Source organism: Bacillus sp. AY2-1 (assembly GCF_008368965.1).
Taxonomy (GTDB): domain Bacteria; phylum Bacillota; class Bacilli; order Bacillales; family Bacillaceae_G; genus Bacillus_A; species Bacillus_A thuringiensis_S.
Genome location: NZ_QPEL01000033.1, coordinates 1 through 17,218 on the forward strand (window position 1 = coordinate 1; position 17,218 = coordinate 17,218).

Genomic DNA, 17,218 nt, shown 5'->3' on the forward strand with positions numbered 1-17,218 from the left:
CGCTGGTTGTGATCCATTTGTTTTTGGTTCGTTCATTGCAGACTGTTCCACTCCCGCTTTTGGTCCTGCTGGATGTGGTCCTATCGGTCCATCATATTGATTTTCCATTGGAGTAATCTTACTCTCCGCTTTTTCTCCGTTCATTGTGGACTGCCCCACTCCTACTTTTGGTCCTGCTGGATGTGGTCCTATCGGTCCGTCATATTGGTTTTTCATTGGTGTAATCTTATCAGTTGATTTTTCACCTTTCTTTGCAGATTTCTTAGCCCCTGCCTTTGATCCTGCTGATTTTGAACTTATATTTGATTTAACCGGTATTGGTAATGGAATATTAGACTTCCCTCCATCAAATAACGATTCCTCATTTGTTGAAAATCCACCAGGATTAACGTTGGAACCATTCTTCCCTTTTACATCTTTATTATTTCCACTGCCGATTGAAGATGTGCCTGGTATTGCTTCTGCACCACCTCGACCTTTTGGGGCTTTCTTATCTTTCTCTTCTGAACCGTCAGGACTATCAATTGCACCCCCATCGTCAGAAGGTGGAGGACCGTCATCTCCATCCTCACCAGTATCATCATTACCATTTTTCATATCAAAGTTGTTTAAATCATTATCTCCAACACCTGGCATCCGTGGACCTGCTGGCTCTTCTTTCCCTCTAAGCTTATTAATCATACCTGCTGTTCCTGTTGCACCTTTTTTCATCATTTTCCCTGTCGCTTTTGCAACATCAAATTCAGCCTTTGCAGCCATCATGCCGCCCATCATGGTCTTCCAGCCACTTTGTAAGCCTGCATCAATGCCAAGTATACGTTCAACAATATTTGGCCCATCTATTACAGCCCAAGATCCAGCAAGAAGGAGTAGTGCATTTCCCCAACCCATAAAGCCAAAATCTTTTGTAGCTAGCCACCCTATATAAAGGGAATATATTTTTAAAAGTAACGCCATACAAAAAATGACTGCATAGCAGCTAAAAATTTCATTTATTATCTTTTTTAATCTTTGACCACTGCTAATATCAGTTGCGGCTACTAGTGCTCCAAATATATTATGAAAAGCCAATTCATAGATAATTCTTCCTACTTTTACTATGCTAATTAATAAAGCAAAAGCAGTAACAATGAGGGAGATTAATACTGATCCCCAATTTATATCCCATCTATAATAAGCCTCTTTAAATACATCAAACCAACCGTTATCTAAATCTTCTGTTTTAAGTTTATTATCATATGAAAGAACTAATCTACTGTTTAATGCCTTTTTTCCTTCATCCCTAGCATCGTCCATATTTACTGTTTCATTAAAATCAATATATTTAATATTTTCTTCCGATACACCATTAATTCTTTTTTCATTTGGCTTCGGTAATTGAAAATTTTCTTTAGCATAAAAGTTAAGGTCCGCTAAATTACTTTTTACAATACTCACACCTAATGAACCAGGAGCTGCATGTAAGTCTTTTACACCAGCACTCGCTATTTTATTCAGATTGTCCATTAAAATCGGTCCACCCACAAGAAACAATATTGAAAGTAATCCGTTTAATATAACATTTGTTCTTTTTTCTATTTTATTGAACATCAATTGGTAACCAACTGCTATTATGGTAACGGTCAAAAGTGCCCATATTACCATACTCATTCCGTTCCTTAGATCATTAATTCCCGAATACTGAAAGAAATCATTACCTGTAATAACTTGCATTACTACCTTTTCTACAACCTCATTTATATAAAGAAGTATAAATAGAAGTTTCTGACCTAACCAACGAAATATATTACTCGCAATCCCGTTTATATCTAATATATCTTGATATTGAGTTAGTATTTCTTCCTTACTCAATGCATTCACCTCTTTCTATAATCGAATTGAAATATCATTTTTATTCTTTTGTGCGAATTTACAAGTGAAAAGTATAACTATATAAAAAAGAAGGAGCAGTATAGTAGCTGGTCCTTTCACTGATAAAAACTGTTCGTATATATTAGCTGTCATGAAATCTAGCATAACTGGCATTGCGCCAACCATACCAATAATCATATAAATTGTTTTTGCTTTACCTTTCTTCTTACGGTGTAGATCATCACGCTTTGAGATTTCAAAGTTCATACTTTTAATAACTCGGCCAAACATTTCCCTTGCTGAACCACCTTTTTCATCTTTAATCTTTAAAATTTTATGAAATTGGTTCAAAGCTGGGAAATTATATTTTTCAAAGTGTTTTGTATCTAATTTTGCCTCTTCTTCCAATTTAGCTAGTGTTTTATCAATTTCTTTTTGAATAGAAATATCTAATGTTTTCTTTGTTTCTATTAAGCTATAATATGGATTTTTCCCCGACTGCATAAAGAAAGACATATTCGTTGCATACTTTAATAGCTCATTTAATTGAAATTGATAAACTTTGACTTTCTTATTTGCAACAGTAAAGGAGAAGAACCACATTACTGAACCAAAAGCACCTGCAATTATACTTATTGGAACATCTTTCAAAATAATGTATACATACCCCATATGCATCATAAATAAAAATGCTAACCATCCTACTATTGCCCATCCACTAAATAGCAACCTTGCTTCTTGCCACAAAGATATTTTCTTCTTTTTTGATTTTGCCACTTTTATAAACCTCCTTTAATAAAAAAAGAACCTATTCTTTAGAATAAGTTCTTAACATAATTATTTTTCTAGCCCCATCTTAATTGAGTAGCTGAAATCACCATTTTCATAAAGCCTTGTTTTCCCACTAAAAATAGAACTTGAACCTTCAACTATTTTTCCCTTCTTAAAAGCTAAATAAGTACTTTTTGGCTCTGTTATACCTATACTCTCTAATTCATTTCTTGTCTTACTTGCCACATAGGAACTCCAATTTAAATCTTTTGGTGCATCTTCCCAAGAAAAGAGATACACTTTTTTATCTAATTGCTTTGCATCATAATCTAAAACTTGTTTTGCATTTGTTTTTTGAAGGTCATCATTATGAGCCATCATTACAAATACAGGCTCTTCTTTTTTAACTAATTTCATTAATTCATCATAAGAGACTTCCACTACACCAGCACTAACAGATTTCTCATTCTTATTAGATTCACTACTTGTTCCATCGGTATTTTTAGAACAACCACTTACAACCATTATAGATAGAATTACGAGTGCAATAATCCAATTTAATTTCATGATTTTCAATTCAATCACTCCAACTGTATATTTATAAATCCATATAAGTATAGTTTACTAAATTTACAGCTTCATGTACTAGACTTATTCTCATTTAATAGCATCAAAGAATTGATTTACAGCCTCTTTAGACTGGTATCCTACTAATCTATTCACCTCTTTACCATCCTTAAAATGAATCAATGTAGGCGTTCCTTTTAGGTCATAATCATGCCATCCTTCTTGAAACTCATAAGCATTATATAAACTAAACTTCGTATTATCATATTTTTTTACTGCATCCTTTAAGTTAGGCTCTAGCGCCTCACAATATGAACAGACTGGACTAAAAAAATAAACCACTTCATTTTGCCCATTTTTTTTATTTTCCTTCAATTGCGCTGGTAAGATTATATTTTGGTAAAACGGATCTTTCTCTGCTTGCTCTAAAGTTTGTATTGAAACTTGTTTGTTTCCGTATGGACTTACTTGTTGTTTTTGTGCATTTTTATATGTATCAAAAGCCATAAAAGCACCAAAAACTACAATAATAGCTGATAACATGAAGGCTAATCTTTTCATCATTTATCCCACCTAAATTATTTGATATTAACATGTTATCAGCTTTTTTCATCCCAATCCTATCAACAAACTCTCAGGATAATGTCATAAAACTCTCAGGAAACTCCTATTTTTCAACTTTCTCCTTAAATACATCTGGAAGTAAATGATAGAGTTTAGCATCCCTCAATAGCTTTATTGTCCGTTCTGAAATGGGTTGAATCTTTTCAATGGTTTCATACTTTTCTAATTTTGGATTCCATTCATTTTCTTTCCGGTATATATGTCGGTATACTAGGCCTTTATCATTATATTCTAGGAACTCCACAAATTCCTTTATCTCACGTACAACGCTACCATTGACATTTTCTTTGCTCATTTGAATTCCATATGGTAATAATTCCACAATATCTCTTGCAATTGTAAGATCATCCGATTTAGCATACGATGGGGCTTGTTTCATCATTGGAATATATCGACTTGGAATAGCTGCTGCACTCTTGGCATGGAGCGTTGTAATGATAGAATGACTTGTTTTTACACTATCTAAAACGCCAGCTGCCTCAACGCCACGAGTTTCTGAAATTAAAATCCAATCTGGATTATTACGTAGCCCGGCTTTATTTAAATCCCATATATCTATCTTTTTCTCCCTATCATCACCTGTTAGGGTTATTAAACTACTAATGTCTTTATGTGGGTATAATTCTTTCAAGTGACTATCTGGTGTATCCTCAATTAAAAAGATTGCATCATCATCATTCATAAACCCTACCAATAGCTTTTGTAACTCTGTTTTTCCCGTACCCGTTGCCCCACTAATTGTGACATTACCCCTTGCCTTCATTAATAATTCTAAGAGTACCGCTACATCTTTATTAACTAGTCCTGATAAATCAGGAATTGCTAAATGTGGTTTACTGACACGTATAGCGAAGGTACCACCGTTCGCACAAACTGGATGTATTGCATTCACTCGCAAATTCCCAAAGGCAGTATCTAATATTGGATTACTTTCTGTAAATTCATCACCTTGAATATCAGCAATTTGTTTTATCAAACTTTTCACTTCTTCTGGCGTTGGTTGCTCTTTAGGTCTATATCTTCCAGTCATTCGATTCTCTATTACTAAGAAAGAACCATTCCATTTCATATCCGTAATATCTTTATCCTTCAGATATGCTTTTAAAAAACTTTCTGCTAAAATTTTTTCTACCCTTTGTTGTTTTTGCATTTTGGTATTCATAATTTTCATTTCCTTTCAATTAAAATGTAATGGCATTTGAAATTTGATTCATATAATAGATAAAAATTATCCCTGCAAATCCAGCAACAAAACCTACAGCTAAAAATAGGGCTGGCACAGAAAAGATATCCATTGCTTCTACCTTTTTATCAACTAGCTCATTAATTTTATTTTCTTGAATACGGTCAATAAACATTTCTAACTCTTGTAAAGCTTCCTTCTTTACCCCATACTCACTAAATTCGTAAATAATACTCATAACCATATTTGCTTCACTTGTTCCAACAAAGTCAGCAAATTCGATATAATGCTCCCGATCATTACTCTTTTCTATTTTTTCAACTAATACATTTAATTGCGCTTGCATGGGTCCTTTTAAATAGGGAGCTGTTTCTTTTAATGTTGTATAAACATTCCCGGAAGTACCTAATGAACCTAAAAAATATCTTAAAAATTCTGGAAACAAAAAGGTTTTCTCTATATTGGCATTTGTATTACGCAGCACTAAACTAAAATAGTTATATTTATTGGCAGCTATTACGACTATTGGTAATCCTAAGAAAAATACATATTTTTGTGTGAGCATTACTACTAATGTATAAACCATAAAAACTACTACAGTTAACATCCATTTTGTAATCCGATATGCTTTTTTATTTAAATTAAAGTATTCTAAATACATTTCTAAATGCTTTTCACGCAAAATCTCTCCAAACATCTTCTTTCACTCCTTTTTAATCCATAAATAATAAAAGGAAGGGAATTTTCCCTTCCTATCTCTCCATTTCCAAACTATTTTTTTCGGTTTCTAATTTCTTTTTAATATTCATATCTATATCCCCTGTTTATATTAATCATCATTTGAAACGTTATCCCAACCATCGCTCGCAACAGTAGCCCACTGATCCCTTACATCAATTTCGTCATACTCTGCATTTTCTTCACGTTCCTCATATTCTGCAGATGACTCTACTTGAATAAATGCTCCCTCCGCCGTCGGTTTATAACAATCAGATTTTTTTGCTCTTTCTCGCCATAATTCAATTACCGATTTAGGTAAATACTCATTTAATTGACCTACTAGTTCTACTTTTGTTTTTAAAGATAAATAGGAAGCATATACAATGAACGATAAACATTGTTGGAATGTGAATTCATCAAAATGAGTTTCTACAATACTTAAAGCAATATCTGCTCGATCATGAATAAAGTCCCCTAACTCCGTCCTAATCGTGTCTTTTATCTCTAAAATGGCATCTTTCGGCATTAAATCCTTCATTAATACATAACTATCAGTCTCTGATTTTGCAGTATATACGATATTTTCTAAGATAATATTTTCATGTTCTGAAATAATTGGTAAATTCAATACTGACTTTGAATTATCAAAATCTTGACTTAAATACTCGTAACGAGCTTTAGCTGCAGTTTCATTACGATTATAAATTGGCTTTGGTACAATTTTTCCAAACTTATTATCTTGCCTTTTATTTACACGTACGACTACACTTTCACCCTCCTGTAATCGCATTAATTCATCAGGCATTAATAAATAACGTTCTTTTGTACTTTCACTTGTACTCTTATCCGTAGATAAGAATTTACCACTTCGAGTATAGTCTTGAATCGTCTGTTTCCCTATTAAGGCAGCATAGTGCTCCGCTGTAGATTTATCCATTGTTAAGATATAAATTTGGTTCGAACAGTTACCAATAATAGTGTCAGCTTCATCCCCATATAAACTCTTAACTTGTGAATATGCTTGTAAAACTAAATGGAAGCGGAAACCTTTACCAGCACCAACAGTAATCATACCGTCCATACCATCAATGGCTGGCATATTTCCGAATTCATCGAGTAATACCTGTACTTTTCTTTTCATTTTTCCACTTGCACTCATTGTCGCTTTTTCAGCATTGACACGATATGCCTGACTCACAAAAATCGAAGCTAATACATGATTGGACTTGTCATAATCAGGTGTCACCATAAAAATTGCTACTGGCTTATCTCCAAATCCAATCTCTGTTAAATCTAAAGAATTATAAGATGTCAATTTAGCATTTGGTGTTAATGTAAAAATTTGCAGTTTATCCATTGCATTACTGAAAATACCAGAACGCGTATTACCAGCGGCAAAGTTACTCGTTGCATACATCATACGTGCTGGATCATTTTCATCTCGTGCTCGGAAAAACATATCTAGTGCATTTTCCCCTGTTTCCTCATTGTTATCACTTCCTTTTGTGGCAAGGAAGTTGGCTACAGAATACATATTTACTCTTTCTTCTTTTCCAACTTTTAAAGAATCTTTAGTAATAGCTAAAATAATTGCTGTTACTAAAGATTTTGCAGAGTTATTCCAGAAGGGATCTTTAGCATTTGGATCATGATATAAAGAGAAAGCTACGCTATTAGCATACTGTTGAGCCAAAGCAGTGTCGCCTTTTTTATACGCTTCAATGACTAACTGCAGGGGATTAAATCCCATTGATTTTTTCTGTTGCATTAAGTTAAAGATATAAACTTCATAACCCCGTTTTTTCAATGTTTCATAGCTAGCCGCAGCAATTTCTCCTTTTGGATCATTAACAATCATGGAGTCTTTTTCTTCAGCACGAGAAATTATATCAACGGATGGAAAAACGTATCGTTCCCCTTTACCTGATCGGGATATACCGATAACTGCTGTATGTACTGGACCTGTATCTAGCATAAGTTGATATTTCTTGCCTTTTTGGAGGGCAGAAACAATTACACCACTTTCCCCTTTGTACTCTTTGTCACTCCCTGGTACAATCTTATATTGTTTCAATAATTCTTTTGGATCTTCAAACTCCGCACTACCATGCTGGTTCTCATTCATTGTTGCGTAATTTGTTTTCATACTGTAGCAAAATCTTAATAATCCAAAGAGAGTAAGTGCATATGCACCTATATAGAAGGTCATGATGTCACGTTGAAAATTAAAACAATCCTCCCACGAAAGGTGGAATAAATCCATCGCTTGCATATTTTGATGAGCAAATTCTTTAAAGACCACTAATATATTTTGTAAAAATGCTAATAAGAAATTAGCAAAGAAAAAATTAAAAAATAAAACCAAAATACTAATAAGCATTAATACTTTGGTTTCGGCTAATTTATTTATTGACTGTTTCACAAGCGCTCTCCTTTCCTATCTTCTTAAAACTGAAACATAATTGGACGTTTCTAGCGTTTGCTCACGATATACATTTATATATTTGTAACGATACTGAATCTCGATAACAGTACCAACGGGCTGTTTTCCAGAAACATTAGCACCCTTCTGATTTTTAAAATTCAGTTCATACCCTTTAGAATGTAATCTATTAGCTACCCCTTGAATTTTTGGAGTTACGCCACCTTCTGAATCAACCATTTGCTGAATCTCAGTGGTTACTTTCATAAAAGCATTTTGATGAATAGATTGGATGCTTAAAAACAATTGAAAGGGTAAGAAAATAGATATGAATAAAAGCAATGAAAGAATAAAACCTTTCAGTTCCCCCATGTCACAACTCCTTTCTGCCTCACTAATTAGATACCTTATTTAAAGATAATCTCTGTTCGGCCTGTGAACGGACTTCTTTATCTTCATTTAATTGCTCAATTTTAAATTGAACACTTTCAATCTCATGCGACTTCTCCGTTGGTTTTTCAGCATGATTTAAAAATACATAACTAATTCGAATATCATTACCATGATTCTTTTGAACTTTAATCACTTCTGATACTAAATTAGCGACTAGTTCTTTTGGATCTTGTTCAATTTTTTGTGATTCTCTTAATTGACCCACTGCTATTGTTGAAAGTAATGATTTTACTTCTGTAATGGTCCTGGTATTACTGTTTTGATTTAAACCAAATATGGAGGCTGCTAAAATAATACATGCAACACTTATGATTACGAAAAAGTATTTAAATGGCACTGCCATAGTATTTCATCCCCTATCTTTCTAACGCTCCAAAGTACTCTCGTTAGAGCGTTGTTTCACTATTGGCTGTTTATCCATATTTTTTTCATATTGCTTCACAATTTTAATTAAATTCTCATTAAATTCTTCAGTTCCCGTTACTAAGGTAGTTCTATTAGAATGTCGAGGATAAAATACCATCGGATCTCTACCATCTGGTAAAGAATTGATTTCTACATCCCTAATAGTAATCTCTCCGATTTGAAACGATATTTTCTTTGTCGTATCATCTTCCTTTTTATGAGAAATTATCTTTAGTTGTGCAGGTATATTATTTTTAGTAGGAATCACTATATCCTGGTAATCTTGATCTTTAGGTGCTTTTTGAGCAATATGTTTTAGAAAATCTTCCATTCTTTTACCTACTATTACAGTTGGTACCTTAGCCTTTAGCCCAGGAATTGTCACACTTCCTGGGGGATTGTCAATTGCAATGTTATGAAGTAATAAACCTTCATAACTAATTTTAAATTGCGTACGATCAATTTTTTCTTGTTCCGAGCGATATAAACGGTTAATAACCAACCTTTGTTCTAATTTTGGGGCATCAATTAAATTCTTATCCCACATATTATGTTTAATGGCTTCATAAGCTTGTTGAAACCCCTGCTTATTTTTCTGCAAATATTCATTTGTATCTTTTATATCTTCTATTTGATATTCAAAAGTTCTATAGTTTAGGCTTTCCTCTTCCAATGCCTTCTTTAAATTCTCATTAGCCTCGATACCAGCTTTATCATTATCTGTCGCTATAATGAATACTTTGTCTTGCAAGGCTTCTTTATTACTTTTTATATCTTCTATTACCTTTCTCCACTTTCTTGATCCTGTAAGAGCATATATACCAACACCAGAATCTATTTCACGAAAGGAATATGCATCTATTGGAGATTCACCAATTACGATATGTGTTGCCTTCTCTGGAATATCTTTAAAATAATCCTTTGCATTTGATTTTGGATTTACTTGTAATTGAATTTCCTTTTTAGCTAAATTCGGATCAATTGTTGACCGTAATAAAATTCTGTCAATCATGCCGTCATCACCATAGATCGGAAGAACAATATTTCTTTTAACCATATCTGGAATGGTGGCATAATTTATCTTTTTGCCTTCATTTTGCATCGTCTTCTTCGAGTAAAAAATATTAGGAGCGATTTCGAACATTTTCTTCACAAGCTTTTCTTGCTCCAAGTCTAAGATAAAGGCTTGTGTCGTGTTTCTGCTCATTCCCCTAAAACTCTCAAGACTCTTATTTTCTGTATTATATTGAATATGCTTTAATAACTTAGTTACCAAATCTATTTCTTTTCTTTGTTCTGGTGTAATCTCAGAATCTTTAACATCTTGTTTCCCTTTCCAATCATTCACCTTTTTGTTTTCTTCATATTCAAATACAATAGATGAACCACACACGTTTTCACGGTTACATTGTAAAAATTGGGGATTATTTTTATAAATAAAGGCTTCGGGTTGTTTACATTCTGGACAAGTGCATAAAAAATAACGCCCGCGATTTTGAGCGTTAACAGCAGCTAAAGCTTCCTCGACATTTTGATATGAATAAGTCATTACTTCCGAACGTGCCACCAAGATTTACCTCCTAAAACCTAGTTTCTGTTCCAGCAGCTATCTCACAAAATTGTTTTTCCTCTTCTGATAAACCTTCACGTTTTGCTTCTTCTTGAAAGAATTCCCTTAATACCTTCTCAACAACCCACTTTTCCACACTTTCGACATTTACAAAAGTTGAACCATTAAGAAGTACTTCTGTCCATTTATTTTGTAATTTTTGATTAATATTTTCATGGACTTTTAGTGATTCTTGAAAATCAGTTTTAGCACACCATTCAAATAAATAATCTTGAAATGAATGATATACTGGGTTATTAGCTTGTATTACTTTTAATCTGGAACGATTTATAGAAAAATAATTTGCGGTTACAAAACGAACAAATTTCTCGAAATTTTCTACACTTCCAAACCATTCTTCTTTATTTTTTACAACTTCCTCATAGCTTCCATTTAGTAAATTATAATAATGTACAATATACTCGTAAGAATCAAACATAGAAGATACAATATCCTCAAGTTGTGAGAAAAAACCATTCGAAATTTTTGCATATACGCTTTGGAACAATCTTTCCGATTGTTTTAATGAAAATAAAAAATCTGCCTTTTTCTCAAATAAATCCCGCTTCAAAAAGATAAACGAACGAAATTCTTGATTAAGAAATGCCTGTTTTTCTTCCTTTGCATAATCGCCTAGAATTTTTATATATTGCTTTTTTATATCATCCGTCCATACATCGGTACGCTGAAAGGTATCTTTAATTTGTTGCTCTATTGAGTTCTTATCAGAAAAGGAAATCTTAGAATCCAACAGAAACTTCCCGTTTAAATATAATCCAAATCGTTTCGGCTGAATCTCTTGTGATCTACTCTTTACTTTATGCCGCAATTGAAAAATAATATCCTCAGCTTCTTGTAAAAAGTAGCTTTTTGATTCATCAAGTTCCCTAAAACGTTCACCTTCCGTTGAGAATTTTATAATTATCTCTCTCAAAATCACTCCCTCCTTTACTTTTCACACCCATTAATTAAATTTTTTTGATATATCCACTCTTCTAATGTAAGAAAATCATAAGTATCCTCTTGCAAGTTCTCTTCTTTATATAAATCTTCAAAATAAGAATTAAAAATACTGTCTTTCGTAATTTCTCGTTCTTGGAAAAAATTTTTTTCTACCCCAAACAATCTATCGGATTCAGTATCCACGTATGTTTTCACTATTTCTCTGAAATTCAATTCTGGTAATAATTTGAATTTAACTTTACAATGTACACTTAATAAACGTGTTTCCATTTCTTTAATGGTATTCCACTCTGGGTATCTGAATGTTATATTACCTTCTTCACCTATAAGTAATTCAAAGCTTTTTGTTCCAGCATCTTCAGCAATTAAGAAGCTTCTTCTTTTCTCTCTAACATCTCGAATAAACTCTTGTGCATCTTTATTACTACATAAATGATATGTATATGGTTTTTTTTCACCATTTGCTTTAATTTGTACAATTTCAATCAATCCTTTACCCATACTATGATTGGGATAAAAATCAATTTTTAATCCATTTTCTAAACACATAAGTTGGACACCCCCGTTTTTTTGTAAAAAAAATATAAAGAGGTCATACGACCTCTTTATCAACCGAATCCTACTACTTGTCCTGATAACCAAGAAACAATAGCGATTCCAAGATATACAATACAAAATCCTTTTACTACATTGATCATCCAGCCTGTACATTGTTCTTTTCGCTGCGGATCTTTTGAAACCATATAAATAATACCAATAATAACTAAAATTAAACCTGCTAACGCTGGCGCAACTGGTTTAATTGTGTTTGTAAAATTACCAATCGTTGAAATAAATTCATTCATAGAATTTTCCTACCTTTTTTAAGATTTTACTAGTGAACCAATTGAGTCCACATTTGCAAGCATTGTTTCTTGAACTAGCTTCTCATGTGCTTCATGGAGCCAATCATAGTAATTAATACCCTTTGCTGCCAAAATATTTTTCGTAGCAATTTCCATTTTTTTAAATGTTGGTGGCTTTTGTACTTTCGGCTTTTTTACCTGTGTTTCTTCTTGAATTGGAGTGTTGTGGTTTTGATATTCCGTCACTCATATCACCTCCTTTCAATGAATTCATAAAAAAAGACCGTTTTCCTAAGGAAAATGGCCTTTTACACATAAATTTAGTTATATACCTAAATTAATTACTTTCTTCAATTGATCATACAAACTTAAAGTATCAGTCTTTCTAAACTCAAACAATTTTTCTGCTGAGTGAGCCTTTGTAATCGCATTAATCTTAGGTTGCTGATCATTCTTTACATTCACTTGATGGGGATATGATGCAATTTCTACCGTTGGATCATGTTGCTCTACTACATAAGCATCGTCAACGACACTCCCCACTAAATAGCGTTCGAAATTAAATTTTTGTCCAAATATTAAAGTGGCATCATTTAAGCCCATATTTGCTAACAAAACCTTATTCTCATACGGTTGTTTGGCTTTTAAAGCTGAATCAGATGAAATAGGAAGGTAGTAACGATTTAGGTTTGTTCTTGATCCATACAAACCTTCCTTGCTATTAGAATCTGCATGTAAGAGTGTATCATTGAATTTCTGTCCTGTTTGCTGTTCATAATTCTTTTTAGCTTCTTGATTTACAATGTTCTTAATTTCGTCAGCTGATGGTAACTTTCCTTTACCCTGTTCCATATCTCGCAAATACTTTGTATAAGGAAACGGCTGAATAAATCCTGTTTGTTTTCCGACAAAGAAATAATCAGAAGTCCAATTTAAAGTATAGCTACGTTTTGTATCATTCACTAAGCCTTTATCCTTCATATTCTCTAGTTGAAGAGGTAATGCATACTTCGTATACGCATATGGACTTTGATTTTGATATGTACTTCTTAAACTCTTATCAACATCAACAGCGTAATAATAGCTATTCGCTCCATTTTTACGTTGATACATGAAAGACTTAGATTTTTGGGAATCAGTGGGTAATTCTACTTCATATTCCATCGTTCCTGGTGAAATATCAATCCATGATTGCGTAGGTAAATTATTATCATCTTTAACCTTTGAAGTTGCAGCTTGTTTAAATCTTTCGTAGTAATTTTTATTAAAGACTACTTTCGTTTTATCCTTGCTCATATCAATTGCTTTCTTTTTACCTACAATTAGATTGCCACCCTTTTCACCAGATGCTCCGTTGCCAGTGATATTTTGTAAATCTTTAGCGCCAGTCACATTGAACATTTTTTCAAAACTTGGGTCTACTAAAAGTCGGAGGCTTTCACCATAATGTTTAACTAAATCAAATACTTTTTTATATGGTTCGGACCAAACGGCTGTTGTATCCTTATAGACCCAATCAAAGCAATCACTACCTTGTTGATCTTTACACATATAATTTTCACTGTAATGATTCGTATATTCATAAGAAGAATCATATTGTATATTTTTATTTTGTAGGTTTTTCAAATCTAATAAAAGTGCCATCGGTTTATCACTTTGCTCCGAAAAAACACCATTCGTACTTATACGATTTAAGACATTTCTAACCGAATAATGTTTACCTGTAATTTCAAAATTACTACTTGCATATATTTGACTCGGTTTAGCTGAATCTACACGTCTAAGCTCCCATAAATAGTCACCTTTTGCCATTCCTTCTGTAGATCCTTCCATTTCTATAATCCTAGTTGGATCGGTGAGAGAACTCTTATACGTAAATGTAAAACTCAAGTTGTTTTCTGGAGCTTTTCCTTTATATTGCTGGTTTAAAGGTGCAGCAATATAAGGATTATTTTGTGAATCCTTAAATACTCCTTTATTTTCTGGAGTATAACTATAATCTGAACCTATCTTCATCTTATGATGATCTTCTCTTAAAATTTTATTAGACTTAGCATCTACATGCTTTATGTCTACTTTAATAGAGCAAGTTTGGTCCAAGTTTACAATTGAACCATCTGGACAAGTTTTTTGACCAATTTTATAGGATAATTTAGCTGGTTGGCCGCCAAATACCCAATACGCACTACCAGCCCATCTTGTTTGTCCAGCTTCTTCTGGAGAGCTTACTCCATACCATACAACGGTATTCGCTTCATTTTGCGCAACCCTTTGATACGTTTCATTTATAGTAAAGTATCTTCCACCAGACCAACCTGTTTGACGGGGATAATGTCTTCTTGCTACTCCATCATTCGCCATAACTAAGTTCCCTGCATCTAAACCAGAATCTAACGAAATTTTACCAAGACTAAAATCTAGATCACTAAATTGAAATGGTACTTTTAAATCGTCCCAAACGACTTTATTTTCTACTTTTTTAATAATCCTTAGTTTCCATGAATCTTCTGTAGTTCCATTAGGAAATAGTTCGTTTAAAGGGATATGCGCAACAAACCCTACATTATGATAATACATGTTACATTCGTCATTACTTTTGTTATAAGTACCTTGTGGACATGCATTATAAACTTCTCCTGTACTGTTTTGTCGGTTATACTCCAAGTCTTTAGAGGCATCTAAATCCGTCATTTCAGCTTGATAAATATAACTTTTACCAGTCCTATTATTCAACGCCCATAAATACGTTTCTTGATTGGAAGCATTATGCTCATGATACCCTACTAGCGCACTCCAACCTGTAAATTCTAAATAAGGTTGTGTTCCTCGGCCATAATCTCTATTTGCGATTTGCCATCTAGGTTTTCCATCCACACCACTATAAACATCGTATACTAGCTTTCTACCACTTTCCCAAGATTGTTTTTTCCCTCCAACCTCACCAGGAGAAACGTTATGAGAAGGATAGGGCGAATATGCCGCCCCATATGTAGGGTTGCTAAAAAAACTTAAAGCAAAAAGAAACGAAAAACCAATTACCATTAGCCAATGTTTTACTTTCATGTTTCGTTTCACATCCTATATTAAAACAACTAATTACTTACCAGCCGTTGGAATAGCTTTGAATACATTGCTTACCATATTACTCATTCCTGTACCAATTTGATTTAATAATGGTTGGATCACACCTGTTGCAAATCCTACGCATAATCCAAAAATCACGAGACATACTACAATAATTAAAATAGCTCCTTTTTGTTCACCCACTTCTTTTCACCTCCTTTAAATTCTTTTTTGCTATTTCCTACTTACCAGCCGTTGGAATAGCTTTAAATACATTGTTTACCATGTTGCTCATTCCTGTACCAATTTGACTTAATAATGGTTGAATCACACCTGTTGCAAATCCTACGCATAATCCAAAAATCACAAGACATACTACAATAATTAAAATAGCTCCTTTTTGTTCACCCACTCTTTTCACCCCCTCTTAAAAATTCAATAAAAAAAAACATCCGTAATGGATGCAAAAAACTCACACTGGATGTATTACTTTACTAGTCCTACATCTCTTTCAATTAACGATTAAATATCTTGCATACATGTTTATTATCCATCGCTAAATAAAAAATCATTAATTCAAAAAAGCATAAAACTAATGGTTTATTCAATTACTAAGATAGAGAGGATGAAAACCGAACCTAGTAAAACCATTAAAAGTAATAGTCCAAATCCCCCATATAAGTAGTCGCAAACTAGTGCGATCCAGAACCCAAGTGTCCTCTCTTATGGTTACACTTTTCGAAACATCTTTTACCTATACACGGTTCGTCATTGATAAGGGAGGTAGACGCTTCTCCACACATGTTTTGCTTCTGGTAATATCATATCGCCAATTCCAATCTCCTCCCTGCCAAGAAACTATCAAAAAACTCTCATAATACTCTCATAAAACTCCCAATTTTTTTTGTTCTTAGAGAAATAAAAAAAAGACTAGGATTATTCATCCTAGTCTTTTAAAATAATTATTTTCTAAATAGGTCCTTCAGTCTTCTTAAACCATTTTGAAGGGATCTTCTAAATGTTGGACTAACTCCAGCAGCAGCACCAACACCTACAGCTCCAGCAGCAGCAACTCCACCAGCTACCGCAATTGGCGATAAGCCACCTTGTTCCTCTTTCACCTCAGAATTTTTATCTTTTGGCTTAGAGGCTTTATCTTTATCCGTACCTTTTTTCTCTTCTTTTTTATCCTCTGGTTTTGCTTCTTCTTGTTTTACTTCTTCTTGTTTATTTTCTTCTTTTTTCTCTTCATTTTGCTTTGCTTCTTCTTGTTTAACTTGTTCATCGGAAGTATTTAATTTTTGTTTGTCGCCTTTACTATCTGCAAGATCTTTAAGGGTCGTATTCACAGATAAAGCAACATCATCTTCGTTATTCTTCATTGGAACAACTACACCATTATTCTCTACAAATTTAATTTCACCTTTAGCAATACTTTCAGTTTTTGGTTTAATGTCTTGTTTAGGTACATCTACTGGACTTGAAGTTTCCTTTTTATCCTCTACTACTACATATTTAGCTTCTGGAACTACTTCTTGTTTAGGAATAAAGAAGTTTGGTTTTGTAATAGGTTTTTCAATCGGTTTCTCTGGAATTTTATGACCATCTGGTTTCGGCTCTGGTTTGGTTTCGGCTCTGGTTTCGGCTCTGGTTTCGGCTCTGGTTTCGGCTCTGGTTTCGGCTCTGGTTTTGGCTCTGGCTTTGGCTCTGGCACCTCCTCTGGGTTCCGCTGGCGTGGGTGC

The 17,218-nt window shown here is 33.5% G+C and carries 17 protein-coding genes and 1 pseudogene; all 18 read right to left on the minus strand.

Annotated elements, in window-relative coordinates:
• Window positions 1-1,851: pLS20_p028 family conjugation system transmembrane protein (locus DN403_RS09265; RefSeq protein ID WP_346655089.1), on the minus strand; the 1,851-nt coding region annotated here is incomplete at its 3' end.
• Window positions 1,852-1,866: 15 nt separating this feature from the next.
• On the minus strand, window positions 1,867-2,628 hold the full coding sequence (locus tag DN403_RS09270; protein ID WP_097889046.1) for a hypothetical protein: 762 nt from the start codon (window positions 2,626-2,628) through the stop codon (window positions 1,867-1,869).
• Between the two features lie 60 nt (window positions 2,629-2,688).
• Window positions 2,689-3,189, minus strand: a complete 501-nt coding sequence (locus DN403_RS09275) for a hypothetical protein (protein WP_225987898.1) — start codon at window positions 3,187-3,189, stop codon at window positions 2,689-2,691.
• A 90-nt stretch (window positions 3,190-3,279) separates the two neighbouring features.
• On the minus strand, window positions 3,280-3,753 hold the full coding sequence (locus DN403_RS09280) for a thioredoxin family protein (RefSeq protein WP_149185407.1): 474 nt from the start codon (window positions 3,751-3,753) through the stop codon (window positions 3,280-3,282).
• A gap of 103 nt (window positions 3,754-3,856) precedes the next feature.
• On the minus strand, window positions 3,857-4,975 hold the full coding sequence (locus DN403_RS09285; protein WP_149185408.1) for an ATPase, T2SS/T4P/T4SS family: 1,119 nt from the start codon (window positions 4,973-4,975) through the stop codon (window positions 3,857-3,859).
• 19 nt (window positions 4,976-4,994) lie between these two features.
• Window positions 4,995-5,693 carry a flagellar assembly protein FlaJ gene (locus DN403_RS09290; protein WP_149185409.1) on the minus strand — a complete coding sequence of 233 codons (699 nt, stop codon included), beginning with the start codon at window positions 5,691-5,693 and terminating at the stop codon, window positions 4,995-4,997.
• A 132-nt stretch (window positions 5,694-5,825) separates the two neighbouring features.
• Window positions 5,826-8,138 carry a VirD4-like conjugal transfer protein, CD1115 family gene (locus tag DN403_RS09295; protein WP_149185410.1) on the minus strand — a complete coding sequence of 771 codons (2,313 nt, stop codon included), beginning with the start codon at window positions 8,136-8,138 and terminating at the stop codon, window positions 5,826-5,828.
• Window positions 8,139-8,153: 15 nt separating this feature from the next.
• A complete protein-coding gene (locus DN403_RS09300) occupies window positions 8,154-8,510 on the minus strand; it encodes a hypothetical protein (RefSeq protein ID WP_149185411.1) in 357 nt (118 codons plus the stop codon).
• A gap of 22 nt (window positions 8,511-8,532) precedes the next feature.
• Window positions 8,533-8,934: a hypothetical protein gene (locus DN403_RS09305; protein WP_149185412.1), complete on the minus strand. Its 402-nt coding sequence runs from the start codon at window positions 8,932-8,934 to the stop codon at window positions 8,533-8,535.
• Window positions 8,935-8,955: 21 nt separating this feature from the next.
• Window positions 8,956-10,563 (minus strand): toprim domain-containing protein, encoded by a 1,608-nt coding sequence (locus DN403_RS09310; RefSeq protein ID WP_149185413.1) that lies wholly within the window; start codon window positions 10,561-10,563, stop codon window positions 8,956-8,958.
• Between the two features lie 13 nt (window positions 10,564-10,576).
• The gene (locus DN403_RS09315; protein WP_149185414.1) at window positions 10,577-11,539 is read right to left on the minus strand and encodes a hypothetical protein; all 963 of its coding nucleotides are present in this window, start codon (window positions 11,537-11,539) and stop codon (window positions 10,577-10,579) included.
• A 14-nt stretch (window positions 11,540-11,553) separates the two neighbouring features.
• The gene (locus DN403_RS09320; protein ID WP_149185415.1) at window positions 11,554-12,117 is read right to left on the minus strand and encodes a hypothetical protein; all 564 of its coding nucleotides are present in this window, start codon (window positions 12,115-12,117) and stop codon (window positions 11,554-11,556) included.
• A gap of 59 nt (window positions 12,118-12,176) precedes the next feature.
• On the minus strand, window positions 12,177-12,413 hold the full coding sequence (locus DN403_RS09325) for a pilin (protein ID WP_001001740.1): 237 nt from the start codon (window positions 12,411-12,413) through the stop codon (window positions 12,177-12,179).
• 18 nt (window positions 12,414-12,431) lie between these two features.
• The gene (locus tag DN403_RS09330) at window positions 12,432-12,659 is read right to left on the minus strand and encodes a hypothetical protein (RefSeq protein WP_063539017.1); all 228 of its coding nucleotides are present in this window, start codon (window positions 12,657-12,659) and stop codon (window positions 12,432-12,434) included.
• A 78-nt stretch (window positions 12,660-12,737) separates the two neighbouring features.
• Window positions 12,738-15,476, minus strand: a complete 2,739-nt coding sequence (locus DN403_RS09335; protein ID WP_149185416.1) for a hypothetical protein — start codon at window positions 15,474-15,476, stop codon at window positions 12,738-12,740.
• A gap of 33 nt (window positions 15,477-15,509) precedes the next feature.
• Window positions 15,510-15,680 (minus strand): hypothetical protein, encoded by a 171-nt coding sequence (locus tag DN403_RS31080; RefSeq protein WP_176510574.1) that lies wholly within the window; start codon window positions 15,678-15,680, stop codon window positions 15,510-15,512.
• A 37-nt stretch (window positions 15,681-15,717) separates the two neighbouring features.
• Complete coding sequence (locus DN403_RS31085; RefSeq protein WP_164876590.1) at window positions 15,718-15,888, minus strand: hypothetical protein; 171 nt, start codon at window positions 15,886-15,888, stop codon at window positions 15,718-15,720.
• A 550-nt stretch (window positions 15,889-16,438) separates the two neighbouring features.
• Window positions 16,439-17,218: pseudogene (locus DN403_RS31090) on the minus strand (hypothetical protein); the annotation flags it as partial.